This window comes from Arcicella rosea, from assembly GCF_014204325.1.
Classification (GTDB): domain Bacteria; phylum Bacteroidota; class Bacteroidia; order Cytophagales; family Spirosomataceae; genus Arcicella; species Arcicella rosea_A.
Genome location: NZ_JACHKT010000027.1, coordinates 21,869 through 42,812, shown reverse-complemented (window position 1 = coordinate 42,812; position 20,944 = coordinate 21,869). Strand labels below are relative to the sequence as shown.

The 20,944-nt window shown below is 32.7% G+C and carries 20 protein-coding genes; 8 read left to right on the top strand and 12 right to left on the bottom strand.

Going from position 1 to position 20,944, the window contains the following annotated elements:
* Positions 1-11: 11 nt before the first annotated feature.
* Positions 12-1,028 (bottom strand): UDP-glucose 4-epimerase GalE, encoded by a 1,017-nt coding sequence (gene galE / locus HNP25_RS16300; RefSeq protein WP_184135820.1) that lies wholly within the window; start codon positions 1,026-1,028, stop codon positions 12-14.
* Between the two features lie 242 nt (positions 1,029-1,270).
* Here galE and HNP25_RS16295 point away from each other — a divergent pair, with 242 nt between their 5' ends.
* Positions 1,271-2,107, top strand: a complete 837-nt coding sequence (locus HNP25_RS16295) for a transglutaminase-like domain-containing protein (protein WP_184135819.1) — start codon at positions 1,271-1,273, stop codon at positions 2,105-2,107.
* A 61-nt stretch (positions 2,108-2,168) separates the two neighbouring features.
* Here the strand turns inward: HNP25_RS16295 and HNP25_RS16290 are convergent, their stop codons facing one another.
* Positions 2,169-2,804 (bottom strand): 4'-phosphopantetheinyl transferase family protein, encoded by a 636-nt coding sequence (locus HNP25_RS16290; RefSeq protein ID WP_184135817.1) that lies wholly within the window; start codon positions 2,802-2,804, stop codon positions 2,169-2,171.
* Positions 2,805-2,929: 125 nt separating this feature from the next.
* Between HNP25_RS16290 and HNP25_RS16285 the strand changes: the two genes are divergently transcribed.
* From HNP25_RS16285 to HNP25_RS16270, 4 genes are read left to right on the top strand one after another with little or no spacing between them, the layout of a single operon-like run.
* Positions 2,930-3,832 (top strand): WD40 repeat domain-containing protein, encoded by a 903-nt coding sequence (locus HNP25_RS16285; protein WP_184135815.1) that lies wholly within the window; start codon positions 2,930-2,932, stop codon positions 3,830-3,832.
* 55 nt (positions 3,833-3,887) lie between these two features.
* Positions 3,888-4,865, top strand: a complete 978-nt coding sequence (locus HNP25_RS16280; protein WP_184135814.1) for a DivIVA domain-containing protein — start codon at positions 3,888-3,890, stop codon at positions 4,863-4,865.
* Positions 4,866-4,914: 49 nt separating this feature from the next.
* Positions 4,915-5,265, top strand: coding sequence for a dihydroneopterin aldolase (gene folB / locus HNP25_RS16275; RefSeq protein WP_184135812.1), 351 nt, complete (start codon positions 4,915-4,917; stop codon positions 5,263-5,265).
* Between the two features lie 8 nt (positions 5,266-5,273).
* The gene (locus HNP25_RS16270; RefSeq protein ID WP_184135811.1) at positions 5,274-6,296 is read left to right on the top strand and encodes a LacI family DNA-binding transcriptional regulator; all 1,023 of its coding nucleotides are present in this window, start codon (positions 5,274-5,276) and stop codon (positions 6,294-6,296) included.
* Positions 6,297-6,351: 55 nt separating this feature from the next.
* Here HNP25_RS16270 and HNP25_RS16265 read toward each other — a convergent pair whose 3' ends face one another.
* From HNP25_RS16265 to HNP25_RS16255, 3 genes are read right to left on the bottom strand one after another with little or no spacing between them, the layout of a single operon-like run.
* Complete coding sequence (locus HNP25_RS16265) at positions 6,352-6,768, bottom strand: OsmC family peroxiredoxin (RefSeq protein WP_184135809.1); 417 nt, start codon at positions 6,766-6,768, stop codon at positions 6,352-6,354.
* A gap of 28 nt (positions 6,769-6,796) precedes the next feature.
* Positions 6,797-7,207 (bottom strand): barstar family protein, encoded by a 411-nt coding sequence (locus tag HNP25_RS16260; protein WP_184135807.1) that lies wholly within the window; start codon positions 7,205-7,207, stop codon positions 6,797-6,799.
* Between the two features lie 4 nt (positions 7,208-7,211).
* The gene (locus tag HNP25_RS16255) at positions 7,212-7,670 is read right to left on the bottom strand and encodes a guanyl-specific ribonuclease (RefSeq protein ID WP_184135805.1); all 459 of its coding nucleotides are present in this window, start codon (positions 7,668-7,670) and stop codon (positions 7,212-7,214) included.
* Positions 7,671-8,004: 334 nt separating this feature from the next.
* On the opposite strand from HNP25_RS16255, the gene gyrA reads away from it, so the two are divergent.
* Entirely contained in the window at positions 8,005-10,548 is a 2,544-nt protein-coding gene (gene gyrA / locus HNP25_RS16250) for a DNA gyrase subunit A (protein WP_184135803.1), read from the top strand.
* 94 nt (positions 10,549-10,642) lie between these two features.
* Positions 10,643-12,115: a tetratricopeptide repeat protein gene (locus HNP25_RS16245; protein WP_184135802.1), complete on the top strand. Its 1,473-nt coding sequence runs from the start codon at positions 10,643-10,645 to the stop codon at positions 12,113-12,115.
* Between the two features lie 382 nt (positions 12,116-12,497).
* Here the strand turns inward: HNP25_RS16245 and HNP25_RS16240 are convergent, their stop codons facing one another.
* From HNP25_RS16240 to HNP25_RS16225, 4 genes are all read right to left on the bottom strand, one after another.
* Positions 12,498-12,968, bottom strand: a complete 471-nt coding sequence (locus tag HNP25_RS16240; RefSeq protein WP_184135800.1) for a pyrophosphohydrolase domain-containing protein — start codon at positions 12,966-12,968, stop codon at positions 12,498-12,500.
* A 578-nt stretch (positions 12,969-13,546) separates the two neighbouring features.
* Positions 13,547-14,014: a helix-turn-helix domain-containing protein gene (locus tag HNP25_RS16235; protein ID WP_184135798.1), complete on the bottom strand. Its 468-nt coding sequence runs from the start codon at positions 14,012-14,014 to the stop codon at positions 13,547-13,549.
* 87 nt (positions 14,015-14,101) lie between these two features.
* Complete coding sequence (locus HNP25_RS16230; RefSeq protein ID WP_184135797.1) at positions 14,102-14,959, bottom strand: CvfB family protein; 858 nt, start codon at positions 14,957-14,959, stop codon at positions 14,102-14,104.
* Between the two features lie 176 nt (positions 14,960-15,135).
* Complete coding sequence (locus HNP25_RS16225; protein WP_184135795.1) at positions 15,136-15,954, bottom strand: 2,3,4,5-tetrahydropyridine-2,6-dicarboxylate N-succinyltransferase; 819 nt, start codon at positions 15,952-15,954, stop codon at positions 15,136-15,138.
* A gap of 768 nt (positions 15,955-16,722) precedes the next feature.
* Between HNP25_RS16225 and gap the strand changes: the two genes are divergently transcribed.
* Positions 16,723-17,733, top strand: coding sequence for a type I glyceraldehyde-3-phosphate dehydrogenase (gene gap / locus HNP25_RS16220; protein ID WP_184135793.1), 1,011 nt, complete (start codon positions 16,723-16,725; stop codon positions 17,731-17,733).
* 80 nt (positions 17,734-17,813) lie between these two features.
* Here the strand turns inward: gap and trmB are convergent, their stop codons facing one another.
* From trmB to HNP25_RS16205, 3 genes are all read right to left on the bottom strand, one after another.
* Positions 17,814-18,470 (bottom strand): tRNA (guanosine(46)-N7)-methyltransferase TrmB, encoded by a 657-nt coding sequence (gene trmB, locus HNP25_RS16215; RefSeq protein ID WP_184135791.1) that lies wholly within the window; start codon positions 18,468-18,470, stop codon positions 17,814-17,816.
* Positions 18,471-18,504: 34 nt separating this feature from the next.
* Positions 18,505-19,797, bottom strand: coding sequence for a bifunctional folylpolyglutamate synthase/dihydrofolate synthase (locus HNP25_RS16210; protein WP_184135790.1), 1,293 nt, complete (start codon positions 19,795-19,797; stop codon positions 18,505-18,507).
* 150 nt (positions 19,798-19,947) lie between these two features.
* Positions 19,948-20,922: an energy transducer TonB gene (locus tag HNP25_RS16205; protein ID WP_184135788.1), complete on the bottom strand. Its 975-nt coding sequence runs from the start codon at positions 20,920-20,922 to the stop codon at positions 19,948-19,950.
* Between the last annotated feature and the right edge of the window lie 22 nt (positions 20,923-20,944).

Here is a 20,944-nt window from a genome sequence, read left to right as displayed (position 1 = left end):
TGGCTAATTCCTTATTTTTCAATTAACTTTTTCTGCCAGTTCCAAGCGTCGCCTAAGGCATCTGTTAAGGTTTTTTCCGTTTTCCAACCTAAGATTTCGTTAGATTTTGTACAATCTGCATATACAGCTACAACATCGCCATCACGTCTTGGTTTAATCGTGTAATCAACTTTTAGCCCAGTTGCAGCTTCAAAAGCGTTAATTACATCCAGAACCGAACTACCTGTTCCTGTTCCAATATTGAAGAAATCATAATATTGTCCTTCGCCTTGTTTCAACAATAAATCGAGTGCCGAAACGTGTGCTTTTGCTAAATCAACTACGTGAATATAGTCACGAACAGCGGTTCCATCTGGTGTTGGGTAATCATCACCAAATACTGCTAATGATCCTCTCAATCCTGCGACACTTTGTGTAAGGAAAGGAACTAAATTGGCTGGCACACCGAGTGGCAATTCGCCAATCAATACACTTTCATGAGCACCAATTGGATTAAAATATCTCAATGAAATAGCATGAAAGTCCTTTTCGCTATTCACAGTATCTTTAATGATTTCCTCACAAACTTGTTTAGTGTTTCCGTAAGGAGACATTGCTGGCTGTACTGCTGAGTTTTCTGTTACTGGTAGAGTGTCTGGTTGTCCATAAACTGTACATGATGAAGAAAAAACCAAGTTTTGTACACCATATTCCAACATTTTTTGAAGCATCAATACTGTTGCTGAAATATTGTTTTTATAATATTTCAAAGGGTTTACTACTGATTCACCAACTGCTTTATTGGCAGCAAAGTGAATAATACCATCAATTTTTTGTTCTGTGAAAAGCGTATCCCATGTAGCTGCCTCAGAAATATCTCCTTCATACAAAGTAACTGATTGTCCGATGATAGTTTCTATGCCAGTGATAGCACTTTTTTCAGAGTTTGAAAAATTGTCAACGAGGACTGTTTCGTATCCAGCATTGTGAAGTTCAACTACTGTGTGAGACCCAATAAAGCCTGCACCACCTGTTACTAAAATTTTCATATTTTAAGTGAATCCAGAAAAAAGGAAGAGTTAAGTCAAGTTATTATCGCTTGTACAAAATATTCTGCACCAATTGATAATAAGCATGAGGTTGTGAAAAACAAATTTAGCATAAAGCCATTCTAAAACAAAAAATATATAATTGCTTTTTCAATATGAATTAGCATTAAAAAAGAACCTAAGATACAAATTTGCACTTTTCAATAAGAAATGGTATTTTTAATCAATTTAAACGTGACAATATGAAGCAATCAGAAATTAAGGCTTTAGTTTCCTTACTAGAGGACGATGATAACGAAGTATTAAATCTTGTAGAAAATAAAATTAGATCTTTGGGTGGGACGGTAATTCCATTTTTAGAAGACCGTTGGGAGGAATCCTCTTTGAGTCCTTATACCCAGAAAAAAATTGAAGATTTGATTCATGATTTACAATATGAAGCCTTTTTTTCAAGATTAGTTACTTGGAAAGAAAATGGTGCAGAAGATTTATTAGAAGGTATGTGGGCAATTGCTACTTATCAATATCCTGAGCTTTCTATCGAAAAACTTCGCCAAGATTTACAACAGATTTATTATGAAGTTTGGTTAGAAATTCGAGATAATATGCACCCGATGGATCAAATCAAAACGTTGAATTCTGTGATTTTTGGAAAGTTAAAATTTGGGGCTAATACCAAACATTTTCACTCAGCTTCTAATTCAATGCTGAATGTAGTGATGGAATCAAAAAAGGGAAATCCTATTTCACTATGTGTGATTTATTTATTGATTGCCCAAAAACTGAAATTGCCTGTTTGGGGAGTAAATCTTCCTAATTTGTTTATTTTGACTTATAAATCTGAACAAATGCAATTTTATGTCAATGTTTTTAATAGAGGATTAGTTTTTAGTAGAGTGGATATCGATAATTATATTTCTCAGTTAAATATAGCTCAAAATGATATTTTTTATCAGCCTTGTAGCAATTTGGATATTATCAGACGAGTACTCAGAAATCTGACTTTAGCTTTTGAAAAAGTAGGGGATGACGATAAAGTACAAGAAATCGAAAAAGCTCTGAAAGAGATGATGAAGTAAAAATTTGTTGCTCAAATACAGGTTTTTAGCAACAAATTCACAATTCACAATTAATCATTCTTTAAGTAACTGTCAAAACATAATCATCAAAGTAAATCACGAAAAGCTCGTGTTCGGTTTTCAGTTTGTCTTCAATAAATATTTCGCCTCTTAATCTACTTGGCTTTTCTTCAAATGGCTCGATATAAATATTTTCTTTGAAGGATAAATTCTTTTTACCATACCATTTATATAAACTTTCTTTGGCACACCAGTATATACAAAGATTCAACAAGTCATTTTCTGAATGCTCAAGTTCAGATGTTCTCAAAAACTTGTGTGCAACTCTACTTAATTTATCAGAGATTCTTTCTAAATCAATTCCTACTTCTTCGTCTAAACTAATTACCACAGCAGCATACTCATTGGTATGTGTTAACGAAATGTAGGCGGTGTGATTATTAATCAGATACGGGTTTTTAAATGAATCTTTACCAATGCCATGATAGTTTAAATCAAACAAATTCATTGTGTGTTTTGCACAAGTTCTACTGGCTAGCCATTCTAACTGTTTGGTGGGATGGCTCACATTTGAAAGACTAATCAAGTCTTTTTCATTAATACCAAGATACTCCAAATAGAATGATACTGTCTCCTCAATTTTCCAAAGAGTTAAGATACTTTTTTCAGAAATATTTTTACAAAAAATTATTGCCATTTAACTATCCTGTAATTCAAAGCAATACAAACTCTTGAAGAGCTTGAACACCTTTGATTGTTGTCATTGGACGCAAAATAAACTATTTTTGCTTAAATAAAGATTTAAAATTTTAAACGCTACTTATGCAAGTTGATAGAATAGATACATTTTCTGGTCATCGTGACTGTGTTTATACACTTGAAGCTAGTGCAGATGCTACTCAGTTTTTTTCAGCAGGTGGCGATGGACTTGTGGTAAGATGGAATTTGCAAAAGCCAGATTTAGGAGAATTAATCGCACAAGTTCCTGCCTCTGTTTATGCAATTTGTTTGGATAAACAGCGAAATCAGCTTTGGGTAGGACAAAATTTTGACGGAATTCATCTTATTGATGTTGTACTTAAAAAAGAAATTAAATCTTTAAAAATTACTTCAGCTTCCATATTCGATATAAAAATACACGAAAACATTGCTTTAGTAGGTTTGTCAGATGGCATTATCGTTGTAATGGATGTGGATACTTTTAGCGTTAAAAAGCATATAAAAGCTTCTGAAAAAAGTGTTAGAAGTATTGATATAAATGAAAAGACAAATGAATTTGCAGTAGGATACAGTGATTTTTCTGTAAAAATCTTTGATTTACAGGATTTTTCATTGAAATTAGTGATAAATGAACATTCAAATTCAATCTTTTCCGTTTGTTATTCACCAGATAAAAAATATTTACTGACAACAGGTAGAGATGCCCATTTAAAGGTTTGGGATGTTTCTTTAAATTATCAATTAAAAGAGAATATAGTAGCACATCTTTTTGCGATTAACCATATTACCTACCACCCAACTGGTGATTTTTTTGCAACTTGTAGTATGGATAAATCCATCAAGATTTGGGATGCCAATACTTTTAAATTATTGAAAGTAATTGATAGAGCCAGACATGCTGGACATGGAACATCGGTAAATAAACTTTTTTGGAGTACTTACGAGAATCAGTTGATTTCTGCCTCCGACGACAAGCAAATTGCTGTTTGGGGATTGAAAAGCTAGAATGAGTCTTTTTTAGAAGCCAAGCATTTTGCGACCAAATTAAACAATTAAGAAAATGAGAATTACTCCATTAGAAATAAAAAAACATACTTTTGATAAAAGCTTTAGAGGTTACGATACAGAATCAGTTGAAGCTTTTTTACTTTCGCTTTCGCAAGAATGGGAACGTGTTGGTGATGACATGCGTCAATCAAAACAAAAACTAGAAGTAGCTGAACGTGAAATTGTTAGAATGAAAGAGATTGAAAATAGTCTCTTCAAAACACTGAAAGCTGCTGAGGAAGCTCAAGACCAAATTAATATCAAAGCTCAAAGTGAAGTAGAACAACTAAAAGAAAATGCTAGAATAGAAGCGGAAGAAATATTGAATGAAGCTCGTAAAAGTGCTAAAATGATTGTTTCGGATGCAGAAAACAAAGCTAAATTCTTGGTTGAGGAAGCCGTAAATGATTTGAAAAATTATGAACGTGACTTCAAAGCAATGGAAAAATACAAAGAGTTTTTGGTTGTTGAACTCAAACGCTTTGCTAATGATACTTTAGAAAAAGTTGCCAAATTTGAAGATAATTTAAGTACAAGAACTACGTTTCAGAAAATTGAAAATGTTGTTGAGAAATCCGTTTCTACTATTTTGCCTCCAAACGAAGTAAAAGTTACGGTTTTAGAAGAACCAGCAAAACAAACACCAACAATTCCAGTTAAAGAAGAAGTTTTTGTAGAAAATGCACCTTTATTCGCTAAAAGTGAAGAATCTAAAAATGAAACAGAAATTCTTTTTGAACCTGCCAATGGTTTTGATGATGAAAACGAAGAATTGCCAGAAGTACATAAAATATTAGAAAAGCAAGAACAAGTTGTTTTTAATGCCAAAGCAGACGAATTGGTAAGAGAAATGAGAACCATAAAAGTAAAACCAAGAAAACCAGGCAAAGATGATGGACTCCCAACGGTTTCATCAGTCATGGAAGAATTTGGAAAAGATAATTCAAGTGGAATCTCAAACGGTGGCGGTTCTTTTTTTGATGATTTATAGATTTTTGAAATTAAATAGAATAGTTAGAAAGTATTCTGAAATAAAAACAATGGGAATAATTGCCCTTGAAGGCATTGAGTTTTTTGCATATCACGGAGTATATGCTGAAGAACAAAAAATTGGAAATCGTTACCAAATAGATATTGCTATTACAACTGATTTCTCTGAAGCTGCTGAAAATGATAAACTTAGCGATACGGTAAATTATGGAGATGTGTATGAAATCATTTCTGGTGTGATGAAAATAAAAGCAAAATTATTAGAACACATTGCTCAGCTGATTATCAAAAGTGTTCGGAATCGCTATCCAAAAGTAGAATTAATAGAAGTTTCAGTATCCAAATTTAATCCACCTATCGGAGGTGTTTGTACAAGAGCAAAAGTAACCCTGAAAGGATAAATAAATTTATGGCACATCAAGTAACGATTAAAGATTTAGCTCGCCATTTGAATGTTTCAGTGGCAACAATTTCTCGTGCTTTGCGTGACATGCCAGAAATAAAACCAGAAACTCGTCAGGCCGTTTTACAATTAGCAAAGGAGTGGGACTATCAACCAAACATTTTGGCAACAAGTTTGGTGAAGAGTAGAACAAAGACGATTGGTGTAATTGTGCCAGATTTGGCCTACCATTTTTTTGCATCAGTTATTAAAGGAATTGAAGAAGAAGCATTTGCTCGTGGTTATAGTTTATTGTTAACCCAAACCAGTGAGTTGTACGAACGAGAATTAATCAATGTCCAAAATTTATCAAGAGGTCAAGTAGAAGGTTTTGTTGTTTCACTTTCTCAAGAAACGGTAGATTTAGACCATCTGAAACGGCTACAGCGAAAAGGTATTCCTCTCGTTTTTTTTGATAGAGATGCTGAGGAACTTGATGTTTCTAAAGTAATGGTTGATAATGTGGGTGCTGCTTATGAAGCCACCAAACATTTAATTGATAATGGTTGTAAAAGAATTGCTTTTTTAGCTGGTCCACAAAGTGTTACGGTGAGTAATCAAAGATTGGAAGGTTACGGAAATGCTTTAAAAGATCATGGAATCTTAATTGAAGAATCACTGATTGTTCACGGAGAGTATGCTCTGTCAAAAGCAGTAGAAATTACACACCATTTATTGAATCTTGAAAATAGACCAGACGGACTAATTGTTGTAAGCGACCGTTTAGCTGTTGGTGCAATCTCTGCATTAAAAGCAAGAAATATCAAAATCCCCGAGGAAGTAGCTGTGGTAAGTTTTAATGACGAGCCAATTTGTACTGTTATTACACCAACTTTGTCTAGTGTTGCACAGCCTACTTTGGATATTGGAAGAAATGCAACAGCTTTGTTGATTAATGAAATAGAAGATACTGCAGGTACTTTTAAACCTGAAATTCAAATTTTGAAAACCCAGTTAATTGTCAGAGAATCTTCACAACGATTAAAATAATATAGGAAATAACAAAGCCCGAAGAAATCAATATGTTTCTTCGGGCTTTGTTATTCTAAAGCAAAGTAGCATCTAAGCTGATAGTTGCGTTAAAAAGTTTTGAAATTGGGCAATTTACTTTTGCATGATTCACCAATTCTTCAAATTTATCCTGTGTCAAGCCTGCTGCTTTTACAGAAGTTGTTAATTTGATTTCGTTGATTGCACCATTTTCTAAAATTACTTGTGAGTTTGTATCAATAACATCAGCCACAAAGCCAGCACCTTGTAAATTAAATGCTAATTGCATCGAAAAACAACCTGCATGAGCAGCCGCAACCAATTCTTCTGGATTTGTACCGATACCATCTTCAAAACGAGTATTGAAAGAGTATTGTGTGTTATTCAAAACTCCACTTGGACTTGTTAATGTTCCTTTTCCGTCTTTGCCTGCTCCAATCCATTGGGCAGTAGCATTTCTTTTAATTTGCATTGTGTTATGTTGTTAAGTTTTAATGTCTTTAGTCAATATAGCTAATACCTAAAGTTTCTAAATCGTCTTCAGCTAATTCAGAAGGTTCAATATAAATATTTAAAAGTTTTGTATTATCATTTCGTTTCCATTCCTCGGCAGCATCATCCAGCACTGTCAAGATAATTTCTCTAATCTCATCATTCTCTTCTTCTAGAAAATTGTCATAATTTTTGAAAATAATGCGAATATCATTTTCTTCTAACCAATCTAAATCATTAATCAGCTCATCAAACGAATCCATATTATGATTAAAATAATCAGGAAAACGAAGAGCTTCTCCCAGAATTTTATAGAAAGCCTCTGCTGTATCGGCTTTTTCACCATCTATTACGGCTGCTAAAATTTTGTTTTGAGATATTTGAGTATATTCTTCTTTTAAAATGTAATAATTTGCCATTGTATTATTTTATTTCAACAAATGATTGATAATGATTTTTGGTATAATAGGCTTTTTTGTCGGAACCCGTAACTAACCTTTCAGCACCTCTATTTTTACCTTCAATTTTTGGGTAAATATCCCATTCTTTATAATTAATATTTTGATTGTACTTGTCTTTTTTAGGAAGAAAACCTTCGTAGTTTCCAAATTTTCTGCCTCCTACATAGCCATTAATTGGACGTCCATTTTTTCGAACATAATTCAATACTACGATTGCTTGTTGGGGAATTACATGCTGATTACTGTTATTTGTTGGTGTACTTTGAGTAAGTACTTCATAATAATAAGTTTTTTCACTCGTTTCAACAGTGGAATTGTGATTGTGGATAAGCACATTTTCAGTAGAAAAACAGTTTGCTGAAAAACAAGTAATGTAACAAAGTGCTAAAAATGAGATAGAGCGAAGTAATAGATTTTTCATAGTTGAGGATAGTTTTGGTAAAACTACAAAAGAAGTTTTGAATTTTATTTGACAATATTTTTTTTAATAAAAAAATCATCATAAATATGTTTTACTGCCAACTTAGTCATGTTTTTGATAGAATCAATTAGCCGTGAATTATAATTCAATCAAGTTTGGATAATCTTCTCAGAAAGCTTGTATTCTCGTTCCTCTCAAATTTGCAAAACCATTAAAATTTCACGAAATTTGTATAAAATGGCATTTTAAGGGTACTTAAAATTATACCTATTGATTTTGTTATTGAGAAAAATCAAAAAAGGTACGTAAGTCCCTTCAACCAAACCTTATTTATATGTCAGAACAACATAGTAACATTATTTCGATTAACATTGAGGACGAAATGCGTGGTGCTTACATTGATTATTCAATGTCGGTTATCGTTTCTCGTGCCTTACCAGATGTCCGTGATGGATTAAAACCTGTTCACCGCCGAGTACTTTTTGGTATGGATGAATTAGGCGTGAATTACAACAAAGCTTATAAAAAGTCTGCTCGTATTGTAGGTGAAGTAATGGGGAAATTTCACCCACATGGTGACTCCTCAGTATATGACACCATGGTGAGAATGGCTCAGGAATGGTCGTTAAGGTATCCACTCGTTGATGGTCAGGGGAACTTTGGTTCTGTTGATGGTGATTCACCTGCTGCGATGCGTTATACAGAAGCTAGATTAAAAAGAATCGCTGAAGAGCTTTTAGGAGACCTTAATAAAGATACAGTCGATTTCCAAAATAACTTCGATGATTCTCTTCAAGAACCAACAGTACTTCCTTCAAAAATCCCCAATTTATTATTAAACGGTACTTCTGGTATTGCTGTAGGGATGGCCACCAACATGGCACCTCATAACTTAACAGAAGTAGTTGAAGGAATTATTGCCTACATTGATGATAGAGATATTACCATTGAAGGCTTGATGCAGTATATCAAAGCTCCAGATTTTCCAACTGGAGGTACTATTTATGGTGTTTCGGGTATCAAAAATGCTTTTGCTACGGGTAGAGGTAGAATTGTAGTGCGTGGAAATGCTACTTTTGAAACATCAAAAACAGGTAAAGAACAAATTATTGTTTCTGAAATTCCTTACATGGTCAATAAAGCTTCATTGATTAAACAATGTGCTGATTTGGTGAATGAAAAGAAAATTGAAGGAATTTCTGAAATCAGAGATGAGTCTGACCGTGACGGTATGCGTATCGTGTTTGATTTGAAAAGAGATGCTGTTCCAAATGTAATTTTGAACAATCTTTACAAACAAACGGCATTACAATCTTCTTTTTCGGTAAATAATGTTTGTTTGGTAAAAGGTCGTCCTTATACACTTACATTAAAAGACTTGATTCATTATTTCGTTGAACATAGAAACGAAGTAGTAATTCGTCGTACTCAATACGATTTACGTGAAGCCCAAAAAAGAGCACATATTTTAGAAGGCTTTATCATTGCTCTTGATAATTTAGATGCTGTAATCAAACTAATTCGTGAATCTCGTGATCCTCATACCGCTCAAGTTGGTTTGATGGAACAGTTTAATCTTTCAGAGATTCAATCAAAAGCAATTCTTGAAATGCGTCTTCAACGCCTTACTGGTATGGAGCGTGACAAGATTTTGGCTGAATACGAAGAAATTAAACGCTTGATGGAAGATTTGCAAGATATTTTGGATAGACCAGAACGTCAGTTGCAAATCATCAAGGATGAATTGATTGAGATTAAAGAACGTTATGGTGATGCTCGTCGTACACAAATCAACATGACGGATGATGAATTCTCGATTGAAGATATGATTGCTGATGAAGAAATGTTAATCACTGTTTCGAATCAAGGATATATTAAGCGTACTCCAATCAGCGAATACAAAGCGCAAGGAAGGGGAGGAGTAGGTTCTCGTGCAGTAGCTACAAAAGATAGCGATTACACAGAACATCTATTTACTGCAACCATGCACAATTGGTTACTTTTCTTTACTGAAAGTGGAAAATGTTTCTGGTTAAGAGTATATGCTGTTCCTGAAGGACAAAAAACTGCAAAAGGAAGACCAGTTCAAAATTTAATGAATATTGAAAGTGGTGATTCAATCCGTGCAGTAATCAATGTAAAATCGCTTACTGATCCAGATTACATCAATAATAATTTTATTGTGATGTGTACTGAGGATGGAACGATTAAGAAAACTACCTTGGAAGCTTACTCTCGTCCACGTCAGAATGGTATCATTGCTATTACGATTAGAGAAAACGATAGATTATTAGATGTATCGTTAACGAACGGGAATAATCATATTATCATAGCAACCAATACTGGTCGTTCGGTTCGTTTTGAAGAATCACGTGTTCGCCCGATGGGTCGTTCAGCAGCTGGTGTAAAAGGTATTTGGTTAGACGAAGATAAGCTTGACGAAAAAGCAATCGGAATGGTATGTATCGAAGACCCAGAAACACAACAGTTATTAGTTGTTTCTGAAAAAGGTTTTGGTAAACGTTCGGATGTTGAAGATTATCGTTTAACAAACCGTGGTGGAAAAGGAGTGAAGGCTCTTAATTTAACAGATAAAACTGGTAACTTGGTAGCAATCAAGGAAGTAACAGATAGTAATGATTTAATGATTATTACAAAATCAGGTATTTTAATCCGTATTGCAGTTGCCGATTTACGTGTAATGGGCAGAAATACCCAAGGTGTTAAATTGATTCGTTTGAAAAATGAATCAGATGAAATTTCTTCTGTAACAAAAATTGTTAAAGAACCTGAAGAAGAAATAATCACGGATATTATTCCTGAAGAAGATGTTGACTCAGCATCTAATGAAGGTGAAGTAACTCCTGAATCTGAATAGTTATTTTAAGAGAGTACCCTTTGTAAAATCGCAGTAAAATGCGATTTTACTTTTTCAATAATTTAATAAATAGAAACCATTTCCAAACAGAACAATGAAAAAAATCACACTTGCTCTTTTTGCAATACTGATGACAGCAGGAGCAGCCTCTGCTCAAATGGACAAACTTATGGTTGAGGCTAATCGTAAAACTATTTCCGATGCAGTAAAGAAAGCTGATGCAGCAGTTACGAAGAAAGATTCGGCAAAAGCTAAAACTTGGTTGACTCGTGGAGAAGCATATTTAGACCTTGCTAATTCTCAGGATTCAGTATTGACAAAAGGGGAGCCTTTAGCAGCTTACAAAGCGGTAGAGTACTTCAAAAAAGCGATTACACTAGAAAAAGATGGCCCATCTGGTGTTGCAGCAAAAAAATATCTTTTACTTACTTATGCAAAAGATGGAAAGCCAGAAGCTGAAGGACAAAAAACATTTAGTGCTTTCATGAATGGTGGTATTGCTAAATATCAAGCTAAAAACTTTACTGGTGCAGTAAAAGATTTGCAAATGGCATCTGAAATTAGCCCAAAAGATACAACAGCAGCAATGTACACTGGTGTGATTGGTCAAATGGCGAAAGATGATGCAGCTGCAAAAGCTGGATTTGAAAAGTTCCTAGACTTAGGAGGGAAGGATCCTGCGATGATTTATGCTTTAGCTCAGATTTATAGAAACGAAAAAAATGAAGAAAAAGCAATTTCAACATTAGAGAAAGGCATTGCTCTTCATCCAAATAACAAAGATTTAAAGTCAGAAAAAATCAATTTACTTTTATCTTTCAAAAAGATTGATTTAGCTATTAAAGAACTTGAAAGTTCAGTCGCTAAAGGCAATAGTAATCCACAAGAAGTATTAAACTTAGGGATTCTTTATGAAAACAAAGCACAAGAATTTGCTCCTGAAATTCGCTCTTTAAAAGAAACTTTATCTGATAATAATGCAGATGCTCTAAAGAAAAAAATTCAAGCACAAAAAGATAAAGTAGGAGCTTATGATGAAGAAATTAAGCGTTTAACTGATAAAATCAAGAAAGATCCAAAGAGTGCAGCAGCTTCAAAAAAACAAATTGCATCTGTAAAAGAAATGCAAAATGAACAAAAAGCTGAATTGACTAAGCTTAATGAAGAGGCTGCAAAACAAGCTTCAAGTGGCGTTAATGTAGAAGAAGTAACTAAAAAATTGGCTGATTTAGAAGCAAAACAAAAAGAAGCTAAAGAATCTGCTTTGAATTTCTATAAGAAATCTTTAGAGCTTGATCCTAATAATTACGACGTTAACTTTAACTTAGGAGTAATGAGCTTCAATGAGGCAGTTGAGATTAAGAAAAAGGTAGATTTATTAGATATGGCTGCTTACAAGATTGAAGGTAAAAAAATCGAAGAGCAAGCAGATAAGAAATTTAGAGAAGCTTTACCATATTTTGAAAAAGCATACTCAATTAAGCAAGAAGATGATTTGAAGTCAAGTTTGAGAAGTTTATATCAAATTTTGAAAATGGAAGATAAACTTAAAGCTTTAGGAGAATAATTCTAAGCAACTTGTTTAAATGAATAGAAGACCTCAGAAACCTGAGGTCTTCTATTTTGTCATTACTTTATTTTAAAATACGTTATTAAACCTAGAATCTTTCAATTTCATGGTGTTCTACTTTTAATTTTGTTTTATTTAACATAATGTAAATTATGAAGCATTTAATTTTTATTAATTTAAGCTTATAAATAAGGTGTAATAGAATGATTTACGAAATAAGTGGCTTTTCTTTTGTATTGATAATGAACACGTTATGCTTAATATTATATTTGTAAGCACTTTTTGTTAATCGCTGAGAATCCAATAGAAATCATAGCGATTACTTCTGTCTTGAATATTTAATTCTAAAGCGACTAAATATTCAAGACAGAAATTATATTTATGCTGTGATAATGCTTTTTAAATCAGCCGGAGAATATTTTACAGATTTAAGTACTTTGTTATCTGAAATTCTATATACTAAAAATTTATCTCCATCTTTTACAATCTCAGCTAAAGTGCCATCTTTTTCAAAATAGAATTTTACTGTATCCTCAGCTTCTTTATAAGTATTACAAGCCTTAGACATATTTGATCGTTGTACTTCATTGAATAATTCAACAAATTTATTGCCGAGACCGAATTCTAAAACTGCTCCAGAAAGAACATATTGTATATCACAAAGAGCATCAGCGATTTCTATAATATCATTTGCTTCAATTGCTTCTTGCAATTCTTTTAGTTCCTCAGCGATAAGGCTTACTCTTAAATTACATCGTTCTTTAGAAGGAATTTGTGGAGTATCAAGAATTGGGGCTTTGAATGTACGATGAAATTCAGCGACTTGATTAAGAGAATCTATACTTTGCATGTTTTTAAAAATATTGTTTTATTAAAAAATGAATTGAAGTTAAACAGAAACATGAGCAATTACTGTTTAGTTTTACTAAGGAATTTATAAGTGCTTAATATTCAATTACTTATAAATTCACGTGGAACACTTACTCTTATGTAGCTGATAATCAGATACATACAATAATTGTTTTGCATAATCGTGAAACGAATTACTATAAATAATAGATAAGAATTGAATAAATATCTGTAATATCAGGAGTAATATCTTATGGATTATAGCAAAAATGTTAAAGTCTGATAGAAAAATATAATTTAAAATCTGATTTTTATGTTTGATTATTTAAAAAAATCGTGTTCTATTTTTTTAAATAATTTTCATGAACCTTTTTTAATATTATTTTTCAATTTTAAGAGCATATTCCTTTTATGGCAAACTATATCCTGATTTTAAAAAAATAGGATATTATAAAGGTTATTAGAAGGCTCTATCCTACCATATTTTTTCATAATAGTATTTCATAAAAAGTTATCTACCTCCTATTTTTTGGAAAGACACTTTTTACATATCTTCAAAAAGTACAATTATCTCCTATCTCAAACAGGCTTACTTTCCATGAAAGTTCCATCAGTATAAAAGATTACTATCCTTTCGATTTGCTTTCCAGAAGGTGCTGGTGCTTCAATCTCAGGACGCTCTGTTTTACGCCTTTGTAAGGCATTAGCAGGCGTTTGTACATATAATTGCTCAGGAGTAACATTTTTAATCGATTCTGATGACTTTATCTCTCTATTTGAATACTGTCTATTAGGCTGAGAATTAGCTATTTGATTACTATTCTGTGCCATAATTACATTAGGAGAATCATTATCAAAAAGTAGCCAATCTCTGTCAATATCAGGAAATACCTTCAAAATCCTTTGTACAATGTCTAAACTTGGTTTGTTTCTGCCAGAAAGAATATGAGAAATACTACTTCTTTGAATACCGATAGCATCTGCAAAATAACTTGGCGACAAACCTTTATCAATTATTATCTGTTCTATTTTTTTATTTAAATCCATGTTACATGTGTGAAGTTTACAATTGTGTTTATTTATGTAAATTTACAATGCAGACTTGATATAAACAAATGTAAATTATAGCTAAAATTATTCGGATTGAATTATGTAAACACCATCTTCTTTTATAAAGATTCTTTTTTCTTTGTATAGACCACCGATAGCTTTCTTGAAATCCTTTTTTGACATTTGTAAATTGGCGTAGATTACCCCTGCATCCGTTTTGTCGGTATATGGTAAAAAGCCATTTTGAGCTATTAGAAGGGATAAGATGGATTGTTTAACATTGTCAATCCTGTCAAATCCGATTTTTTCCAATGTTAAATCGAGCTTCCCATCCTCTCTTATTTTTTTGATATATCCAATTGTAAACTCCCCTAGATTTACAATCTTAAATATTTCGTTTTTGTAAATTATACCTATTTTACATTTGTTGACAAGTGCTTTTATTCCAAGGTCAGTATATTCATATGGTAATAACTCTACTTCATCCTTTTCTGCAAATACTTGGCCAACTTCTGGAAGGAACTTATCAATTTTAGCAGATGCCACGATTCTCTGCGTCTCTTCATCAATATATATATATATCAAATAAGATCTTCCTACAGCCATTTTTGAAAGTTGCTCACCGAATGGAACGAATAAGTCTTTCATCAATCCCCAATCAAGAAACACACCTAATTTACTCACATCTTTTACTTTCAAATAAGCAAATTCTCCCACAGTTGCCAAAGGCTTTAATGTGGTAGCGATAAGCCTATCTTCTGAATCTCTGTAAATGAATACATCTAAGAATTGTCCTATTTCTGTGCCTTCTGGAACATAAACTCTAGGGATTAAAATTTCTTCTCCTTCAAAGCCATCTAAGTATAAGCCAAAGTCTAATTCTTTAATTACTTGGAGTCTATTATATTTCCCTAATTGTAAAGGAGCTATATCATTAATCATGTTATTTTTATTTATGTATTAAATTAGAATGAATGTTCAGTTTGTATTGACACTTCTGTTTAAAACAACCCAAATGAAATATAAGTATATATTTTGATTTCATCTAACGTAGATTGATATAAGCAAAAAAGTCGTGAGTTATCACGACTTTTTTGCTTATTAGTAAAACGAATTACTTATACAACTACATTATTTTCTCTTAAAGCTTGATTTAAAGACGTTTTAAGGTCTGTACTTTCTTTACGCTTACCAATGATAAGTGCACAAGGGACATTGTATTCACCAGCAGCAAATGTCTTAGTAACACTTCCAGGAATTACCACACTATTTTCAGGAACGAAACCAACATATTCAACAGGTTCAGTACCTGTTACATCTATAATTTTAGAGCTTCCTGTGATGGTTACTCCTGCACCTAATACAGCACGTTTGCCAATTCTTGCACCCTCTACAACGATACAACGTGAGCCAATGAATGCACCATCTTCAATAATTACTGGAGACGCTTGAGGTGGCTCTAAAACGCCTCCTATTCCAACACCACCACTCAAGTGAACATCTTTACCTATTTGAGCACAACTACCCACTGTAGCCCAAGTATCAACCATAGTTCCAGAATCTACATAAGCACCAATATTTACATAAGATGGCATCATGATAACTCCTTTTGCTAAAAATGCTCCATATCTTGCTACCGCTGGTGGTACCACTCGAACGCCTAAATTAGCATAATTGTTTTTTAATTTCATTTTGTCATGAAATTCAAATATGCCAACTTCTTGAACCTCCATTTGGCGAATTGGGAAATACATTACTATCGCTTTCTTTACCCATTCATTAACTGTCCAAGTACCATCTTCGTTTGGATTAGCCGTTCTAAGTTCACCTTTATCTACTTTATCAACTATCGTTTCAATAGCTTTTTTTGTTTCATCAGAAGACCTTAGACTAGGGTTTTCCCAAGCGTTTTCAATAATTTGTTTTAAATTTTCCATTGAAATATTTTGAATATCGTTACTTATAATTTAGTGTGCAAAGATAAACTGTTTTTATGCAAAGTCAGTAAATTTCTACATTTTAGGATGAATATTTTAGATAGAATATTTAATCATTGAGTGAATTCGTAAGACTAAAATCTTTATATTTAATCTTATTTTATACTTTACATAGCTGTATATAAATATATGATTTTGAGCCTTTTATATATTATAATTTCTTACTTAAATGTGATTGTCAAAATAATATTTGGTAAGATTGTTGTTCAATTATGTGACAAACTGTCATAGAATTGAAATCATGTTCATTATTAGTGATAGATGAACTTATTTATTATTTGTTCGAAATAGTACTTGAGCTACATCACTTTTGTCTCGGTTATAGAATTGAAATTAATATCAATAAAGAGTTTCTTCCTATTACTTGACTGCTAATGGTTATTAAAGAGAGAGCCTTCTCCTACCCTTTTATTTCGATTGATTGCCTTGTGTAGCTTTTATAATCGCTGTCTAAAGCTATATTTTTCAAGGGTATTTTGTAAGAAGTCTCTTAAGTAAGAAGCTATAGGGAGTGAGTGTAGTGATTAGTAAAACTAGATTCAATAACTATTAATTTTAGTAATCTACTATATTTTTAGTGTAATTACTAATTTTATTACTATTGAATACTAAACATGTTACTTTGTTTATCTAAAAGAAAACACTTGTATTATTCTTCTTAAAACTCTACTTTTGTACTGTAGATTTAATCATTATCCCTTATTTAAAATGGCAAAGGTAAAAGTTGCAATCAACGGTTTTGGACGCATAGGACGCTTAGTCTATCGTCAAATTTATAACATGGAAGGTATTGATATTGTAGCAATCAATGACCTAACTAGTCCTAAAGTATTAGCTCATTTATTGAAATATGACTCAGCTCAAGGACGTTTCAATGCAGAAGTTACTTCTACCGAAAATACAATAACTGTAAATGGTGAAGAAGTAACGATTTATGCACAGAGAGATCCAGCACTTATTCCTTGGGGTAAACACGAAGTTGATGTTGTATTAGAATGTACAGGATTCTTTACTGACAAAGAAAAAGCTTCTGCTCATATCACTGCTGGTGCTAAGAAAGTAGTAATCTCTGCTCCTGCTACTGGTGATGCAAAAACAATCGTATTCAACGTAAATCACGATATTTTAGATGGTTCTGAAACAGTAATTAGTGGTGCTTCATGTACAACTAACTGTTTAGCTCCAATGGCAAAAGTGTTAGAAGAACAATTTGGTATTGTAAATGGCTTGATGACTACAGTTCATGCTTATACAAATGACCAAAATACTTTAGATGCTCCACATCCAAAAGGTGATTTAAGAAGAGCAAGAGCTGCTGCTGAAAACATCGTTCCAAACTCTACTGGAGCTGCTAAAGCAATAGGTTTAGTACTTCCTTCTTTGAAAGGTAAATTGGATGGTTCCGCACAAAGAGTTCCAACTATCACTGGCTCATTAACTGAACTTACTGTAATTTTAGCTAAAAAAGTTACAGCAAGCGAAATCAATGAAGCAATGAAAGCGGCATCAAACGAAAGCTTTGGTTACACAGAAGATGAAATTGTAAGTAGCGATGTAATTGGTACTTCTTTCGGTTCATTATTTGATGCAACTCAAACTAAAGTACAAAACGTAGGTGATTCTCAAATTGTTAGAACTGTATCTTGGTACGATAACGAAATGTCTTACGTTTCTCAATTAGTACGTACTGTAAACTATTTCGCTCAATTGATTAAATAATTTAATCAGTTTTGTAAAATAAAAAAGGTGATTCTATCCATAGAGTCACCTTTTTTATTTGCTTTGTTTACTAAATTATTTTACGAGAAATAACAATACAAATAGTTAATATTGAATCCTTTAGCCGTAAAAATCTCCTCAAATCTCGTTTTAATATTGTAATGTTTTACATTCAAATCTGAATTATAAAGGTCTTCGGTTTTGGTTAATTCATTTACTCCAAAGTTTTGAAGCGTTGATACAGAGTATTTAAAGAACGATTCAGAGTCAGTTTTTAAATGTAAACAGCCTCCAGAGGCTAAAATCTTAGCATAAATCTCCAAAAAACGAGGATTTGTAAGCCTTCTCCTTTCGCCACTCTGTAATACTTGCGGGTCAGGAAAAGTTATCCAAATCTCAGCGACTTCGTTTTCATTAAAAAATGATTCTAATTCATGTACTTTCGTTCTAAGAAAAGCAACATTGTTCAAATTCGCTTCTGTAGCCTTTATACTTCCCACTGCTATCCTATCGCCTTTAATATCTATTCCAATAAAATTTTTGTCTGGGAATAATTTAGCAAGTCCCACTGTATATTCTCCTTTTCCACAACCTAATTCAAGTACAATTGGATTAGGATTTTTAAAAACTTCTTTATTCCACTCTCCTTTTACTTTTTCAAAAAGTGGCTTACCTTCTTGTATAACATTTTCTTGAGTAATATTACTTTCAAATCTTATTGCTTTTTGTCTTCCCATTTAATATTCATTATTTTACTTATCAATCTAAAAACTATAATTCATCAATATCTGCCACAACAAAAGTACTTCCGCCAACATAAATCAAATCGTCTTCTGAACATTTAGCTTTTACAAATGCAATTGCTTTATTCACTTCCTCAATAACTTCTCCTTTTAAAGCATGGCTTTCTCCTTTTTCTTGTAATAATTTGGCTTCTAGGGCACGAGGAACATTGGCTTGGCAAAAAACATAATTTGCTTCTTTGGGAAGCAATGCTAGAATTCCATCAATATCCTTATCAGAAACAAATCCGAGAATCATCCAAAGCTGCTTATATTTAACCTTAGTAATACTTGATAGGATTTCAGTAATTCCACTTAAATTATGAGCTGTATCGCAAATCATCAAAGGTTTTTCTGATAACACTTGCCAACGACCTTTTAAGCCAGTAATTGATACAACTTTTTCAATTCCTTGATAAACAGCTTCTTCTGAAATATTAAAGCCTTGTTCATTTAATATTTCTACAGATTTTAATACACCAAGAATATTTTTTAATTGATAGCTTCCAGTTAGTTGAGAGACAAATGATTTTATTGAATCAGTTTTTCTATTTGAAATTTCTAATTCTAAAAAAGTCCCTTTATTCTTATACGATTTGATTTCAAAATCATCTTCTGCAAAATAAATCTTTGCTTTTTCTTCTTGAGCTTTTCGTATAAAGACATCTTTTGTTTCTTCTTGAAACTCGCTGATGACAACAGGCGTATTTTTTTTAATAATTCCAGCTTTTTCACCCGCAATTTGTGGAAGAGTATCGCCCAAAATATCGGTATGATCAAAACTAATATTAGTAATAACTGATAATTCAGGATTAATGACATTGGTAGAGTCTAAGCGTCCACCCAAACCAACTTCAATTACGGCAATATCTACTTGCTGTTTGGCAAAGTATTCAAAAGCCATACCTACACTCATTTCAAAAAATGAAGGCTTTAAATCTTCTAAAAAAACTTGATTATCAGCAACATAAGAAATAACCTCTTCTTCAGGAATTGGCTGTCCGTTAATACGAATCCGTTCAGTAAAGGATTTTAAATGTGGGGAAGTATATAAACCCGTTTTGTATCCCGCAGATTGTAGAATTGCTGCCAAAAAATGAGAAGTACTTCCTTTTCCATTCGTTCCAGCAATATGGATAGACTTAAATTTTTCCTGCGGATTTCCTAAATGATTACAAATAGTAAGTGTATTATCAAGATTTGCCTTGAAAGCTTTTTTACCTATTCGATGAAATACTGGTAATTGCTGATATAAATAATTGATTGTTTCTTGGTAAGTCATTTTTTCAAAAATCGGAAGTAAACCATACTGGAGAATAATCCCGATTATTTATCTTTATTGAATGATGAACAAAGATAATTGATGAACTTCCTTAAAAGAAAAAAAGTGTAAATCTTTCGACTTACACTTTCTAAAAATCATACTTTATAATTATCGTGGACTCAATTTGAATGTTACTGTTCCAGATGAGTACTCTGGCTTATCGCCATCACTTGTTGGTCTAAATTTAGTTCTTTGAACTGTTCTTTTGTACTTCTGCATCACCGTTGGGCTAACAGTACTTTCTAAAACACTTATATCAACAACATCTCCATCAGAATCAACTTTGATTTTAAAGCGAATGATACCTGTATCGTTTGAATCATCATCTACAACGGGTTTGCTAAACCATGTCCAACCTGTTAAGCTTAATGAACTTCCACTACCAGTATTCCCTCCTGTTCCACCACCGCCATCTCCGAGTGGCTTTTTAGAATATTCTCCTCCTTGAACTAATTGTCCGTTTGGCTGACCTTGATTACCTTTCCCACTAGTATTTCCATCTGACGCACCACCAGCTCTTGAATCAGAACCTGTAGTTCCATTTGAAGATGAACTTCCTTTTTTTGTTGGTAACAAAGCTGAGTTATTGATTTTCTCAACGGGTTTGGCAGGAGTTGGTGTTGGTTTTACTTCTGCTGGTTTGGCTGATAAAACCTTTTTGTCAACTTTAGTAACTAAACTCTCTTTTACTTTAACTGGACTGCTAAGTTTACTACTTACTAATGGTGCTTCCTTCGGTGATTTTACAACTTTTTTTATTTTTTCTACTTCTGGAGCAACTAGAGCTGGCTTAGTAATTACCTTTTCTACTTTCTTTTCTTCTGGAGCAGGTTTGGATTCATTTGCTTCTTTCAAATCACTGGCTTTATTTCTAGTATAAACATTACCACTTCCTGATTTATCCGTTCCAAAATTTAGTACAAAACCACCACCACCAGCTAACTCTTCTTTTTTATTCTCCTCGCCTGTCCATACTGTAATGTACCAAAACAAGTAGAACATGATTGCATTGAGGATAACAGTAATAATTAGTGCTCTTTGCCTATTCTTACTTTCTTCTTGTTCGAGATGATAGGAGTTCATATTAATAAAGTATTTATAGATT

Bases quoted from the DNA above. Each gene is read 5' to 3' on its own strand.
- galE (WP_184135820.1), bottom strand. From the start codon at position 1,028: ATGAAAATTTTAGTAACAGGTGGTGCAGGCTTTATTGGGTCTCACACA.
- HNP25_RS16295 (WP_184135819.1), top strand. From the start codon at position 1,271: ATGAAGCAATCAGAAATTAAGGCTTTAGTTTCCTTACTAGAGGACGAT.
- HNP25_RS16290 (WP_184135817.1), bottom strand. From the start codon at position 2,804: ATGGCAATAATTTTTTGTAAAAATATTTCTGAAAAAAGTATCTTAACT.
- HNP25_RS16285 (WP_184135815.1), top strand. From the start codon at position 2,930: ATGCAAGTTGATAGAATAGATACATTTTCTGGTCATCGTGACTGTGTT.
- HNP25_RS16280 (WP_184135814.1), top strand. From the start codon at position 3,888: ATGAGAATTACTCCATTAGAAATAAAAAAACATACTTTTGATAAAAGC.
- folB (WP_184135812.1), top strand. From the start codon at position 4,915: ATGGGAATAATTGCCCTTGAAGGCATTGAGTTTTTTGCATATCACGGA.
- HNP25_RS16270 (WP_184135811.1), top strand. From the start codon at position 5,274: ATGGCACATCAAGTAACGATTAAAGATTTAGCTCGCCATTTGAATGTT.
- HNP25_RS16265 (WP_184135809.1), bottom strand. From the start codon at position 6,768: ATGCAAATTAAAAGAAATGCTACTGCCCAATGGATTGGAGCAGGCAAA.
- HNP25_RS16260 (WP_184135807.1), bottom strand. From the start codon at position 7,207: ATGGCAAATTATTACATTTTAAAAGAAGAATATACTCAAATATCTCAA.
- HNP25_RS16255 (WP_184135805.1), bottom strand. From the start codon at position 7,670: ATGAAAAATCTATTACTTCGCTCTATCTCATTTTTAGCACTTTGTTAC.
- gyrA (WP_184135803.1), top strand. From the start codon at position 8,005: ATGTCAGAACAACATAGTAACATTATTTCGATTAACATTGAGGACGAA.
- HNP25_RS16245 (WP_184135802.1), top strand. From the start codon at position 10,643: ATGAAAAAAATCACACTTGCTCTTTTTGCAATACTGATGACAGCAGGA.
- HNP25_RS16240 (WP_184135800.1), bottom strand. From the start codon at position 12,968: ATGCAAAGTATAGATTCTCTTAATCAAGTCGCTGAATTTCATCGTACA.
- HNP25_RS16235 (WP_184135798.1), bottom strand. From the start codon at position 14,014: ATGGATTTAAATAAAAAAATAGAACAGATAATAATTGATAAAGGTTTG.
- HNP25_RS16230 (WP_184135797.1), bottom strand. From the start codon at position 14,959: ATGATTAATGATATAGCTCCTTTACAATTAGGGAAATATAATAGACTC.
- HNP25_RS16225 (WP_184135795.1), bottom strand. From the start codon at position 15,954: ATGGAAAATTTAAAACAAATTATTGAAAACGCTTGGGAAAACCCTAGT.
- gap (WP_184135793.1), top strand. From the start codon at position 16,723: ATGGCAAAGGTAAAAGTTGCAATCAACGGTTTTGGACGCATAGGACGC.
- trmB (WP_184135791.1), bottom strand. From the start codon at position 18,470: ATGGGAAGACAAAAAGCAATAAGATTTGAAAGTAATATTACTCAAGAA.
- HNP25_RS16210 (WP_184135790.1), bottom strand. From the start codon at position 19,797: ATGACTTACCAAGAAACAATCAATTATTTATATCAGCAATTACCAGTA.
- HNP25_RS16205 (WP_184135788.1), bottom strand. From the start codon at position 20,922: ATGAACTCCTATCATCTCGAACAAGAAGAAAGTAAGAATAGGCAAAGA.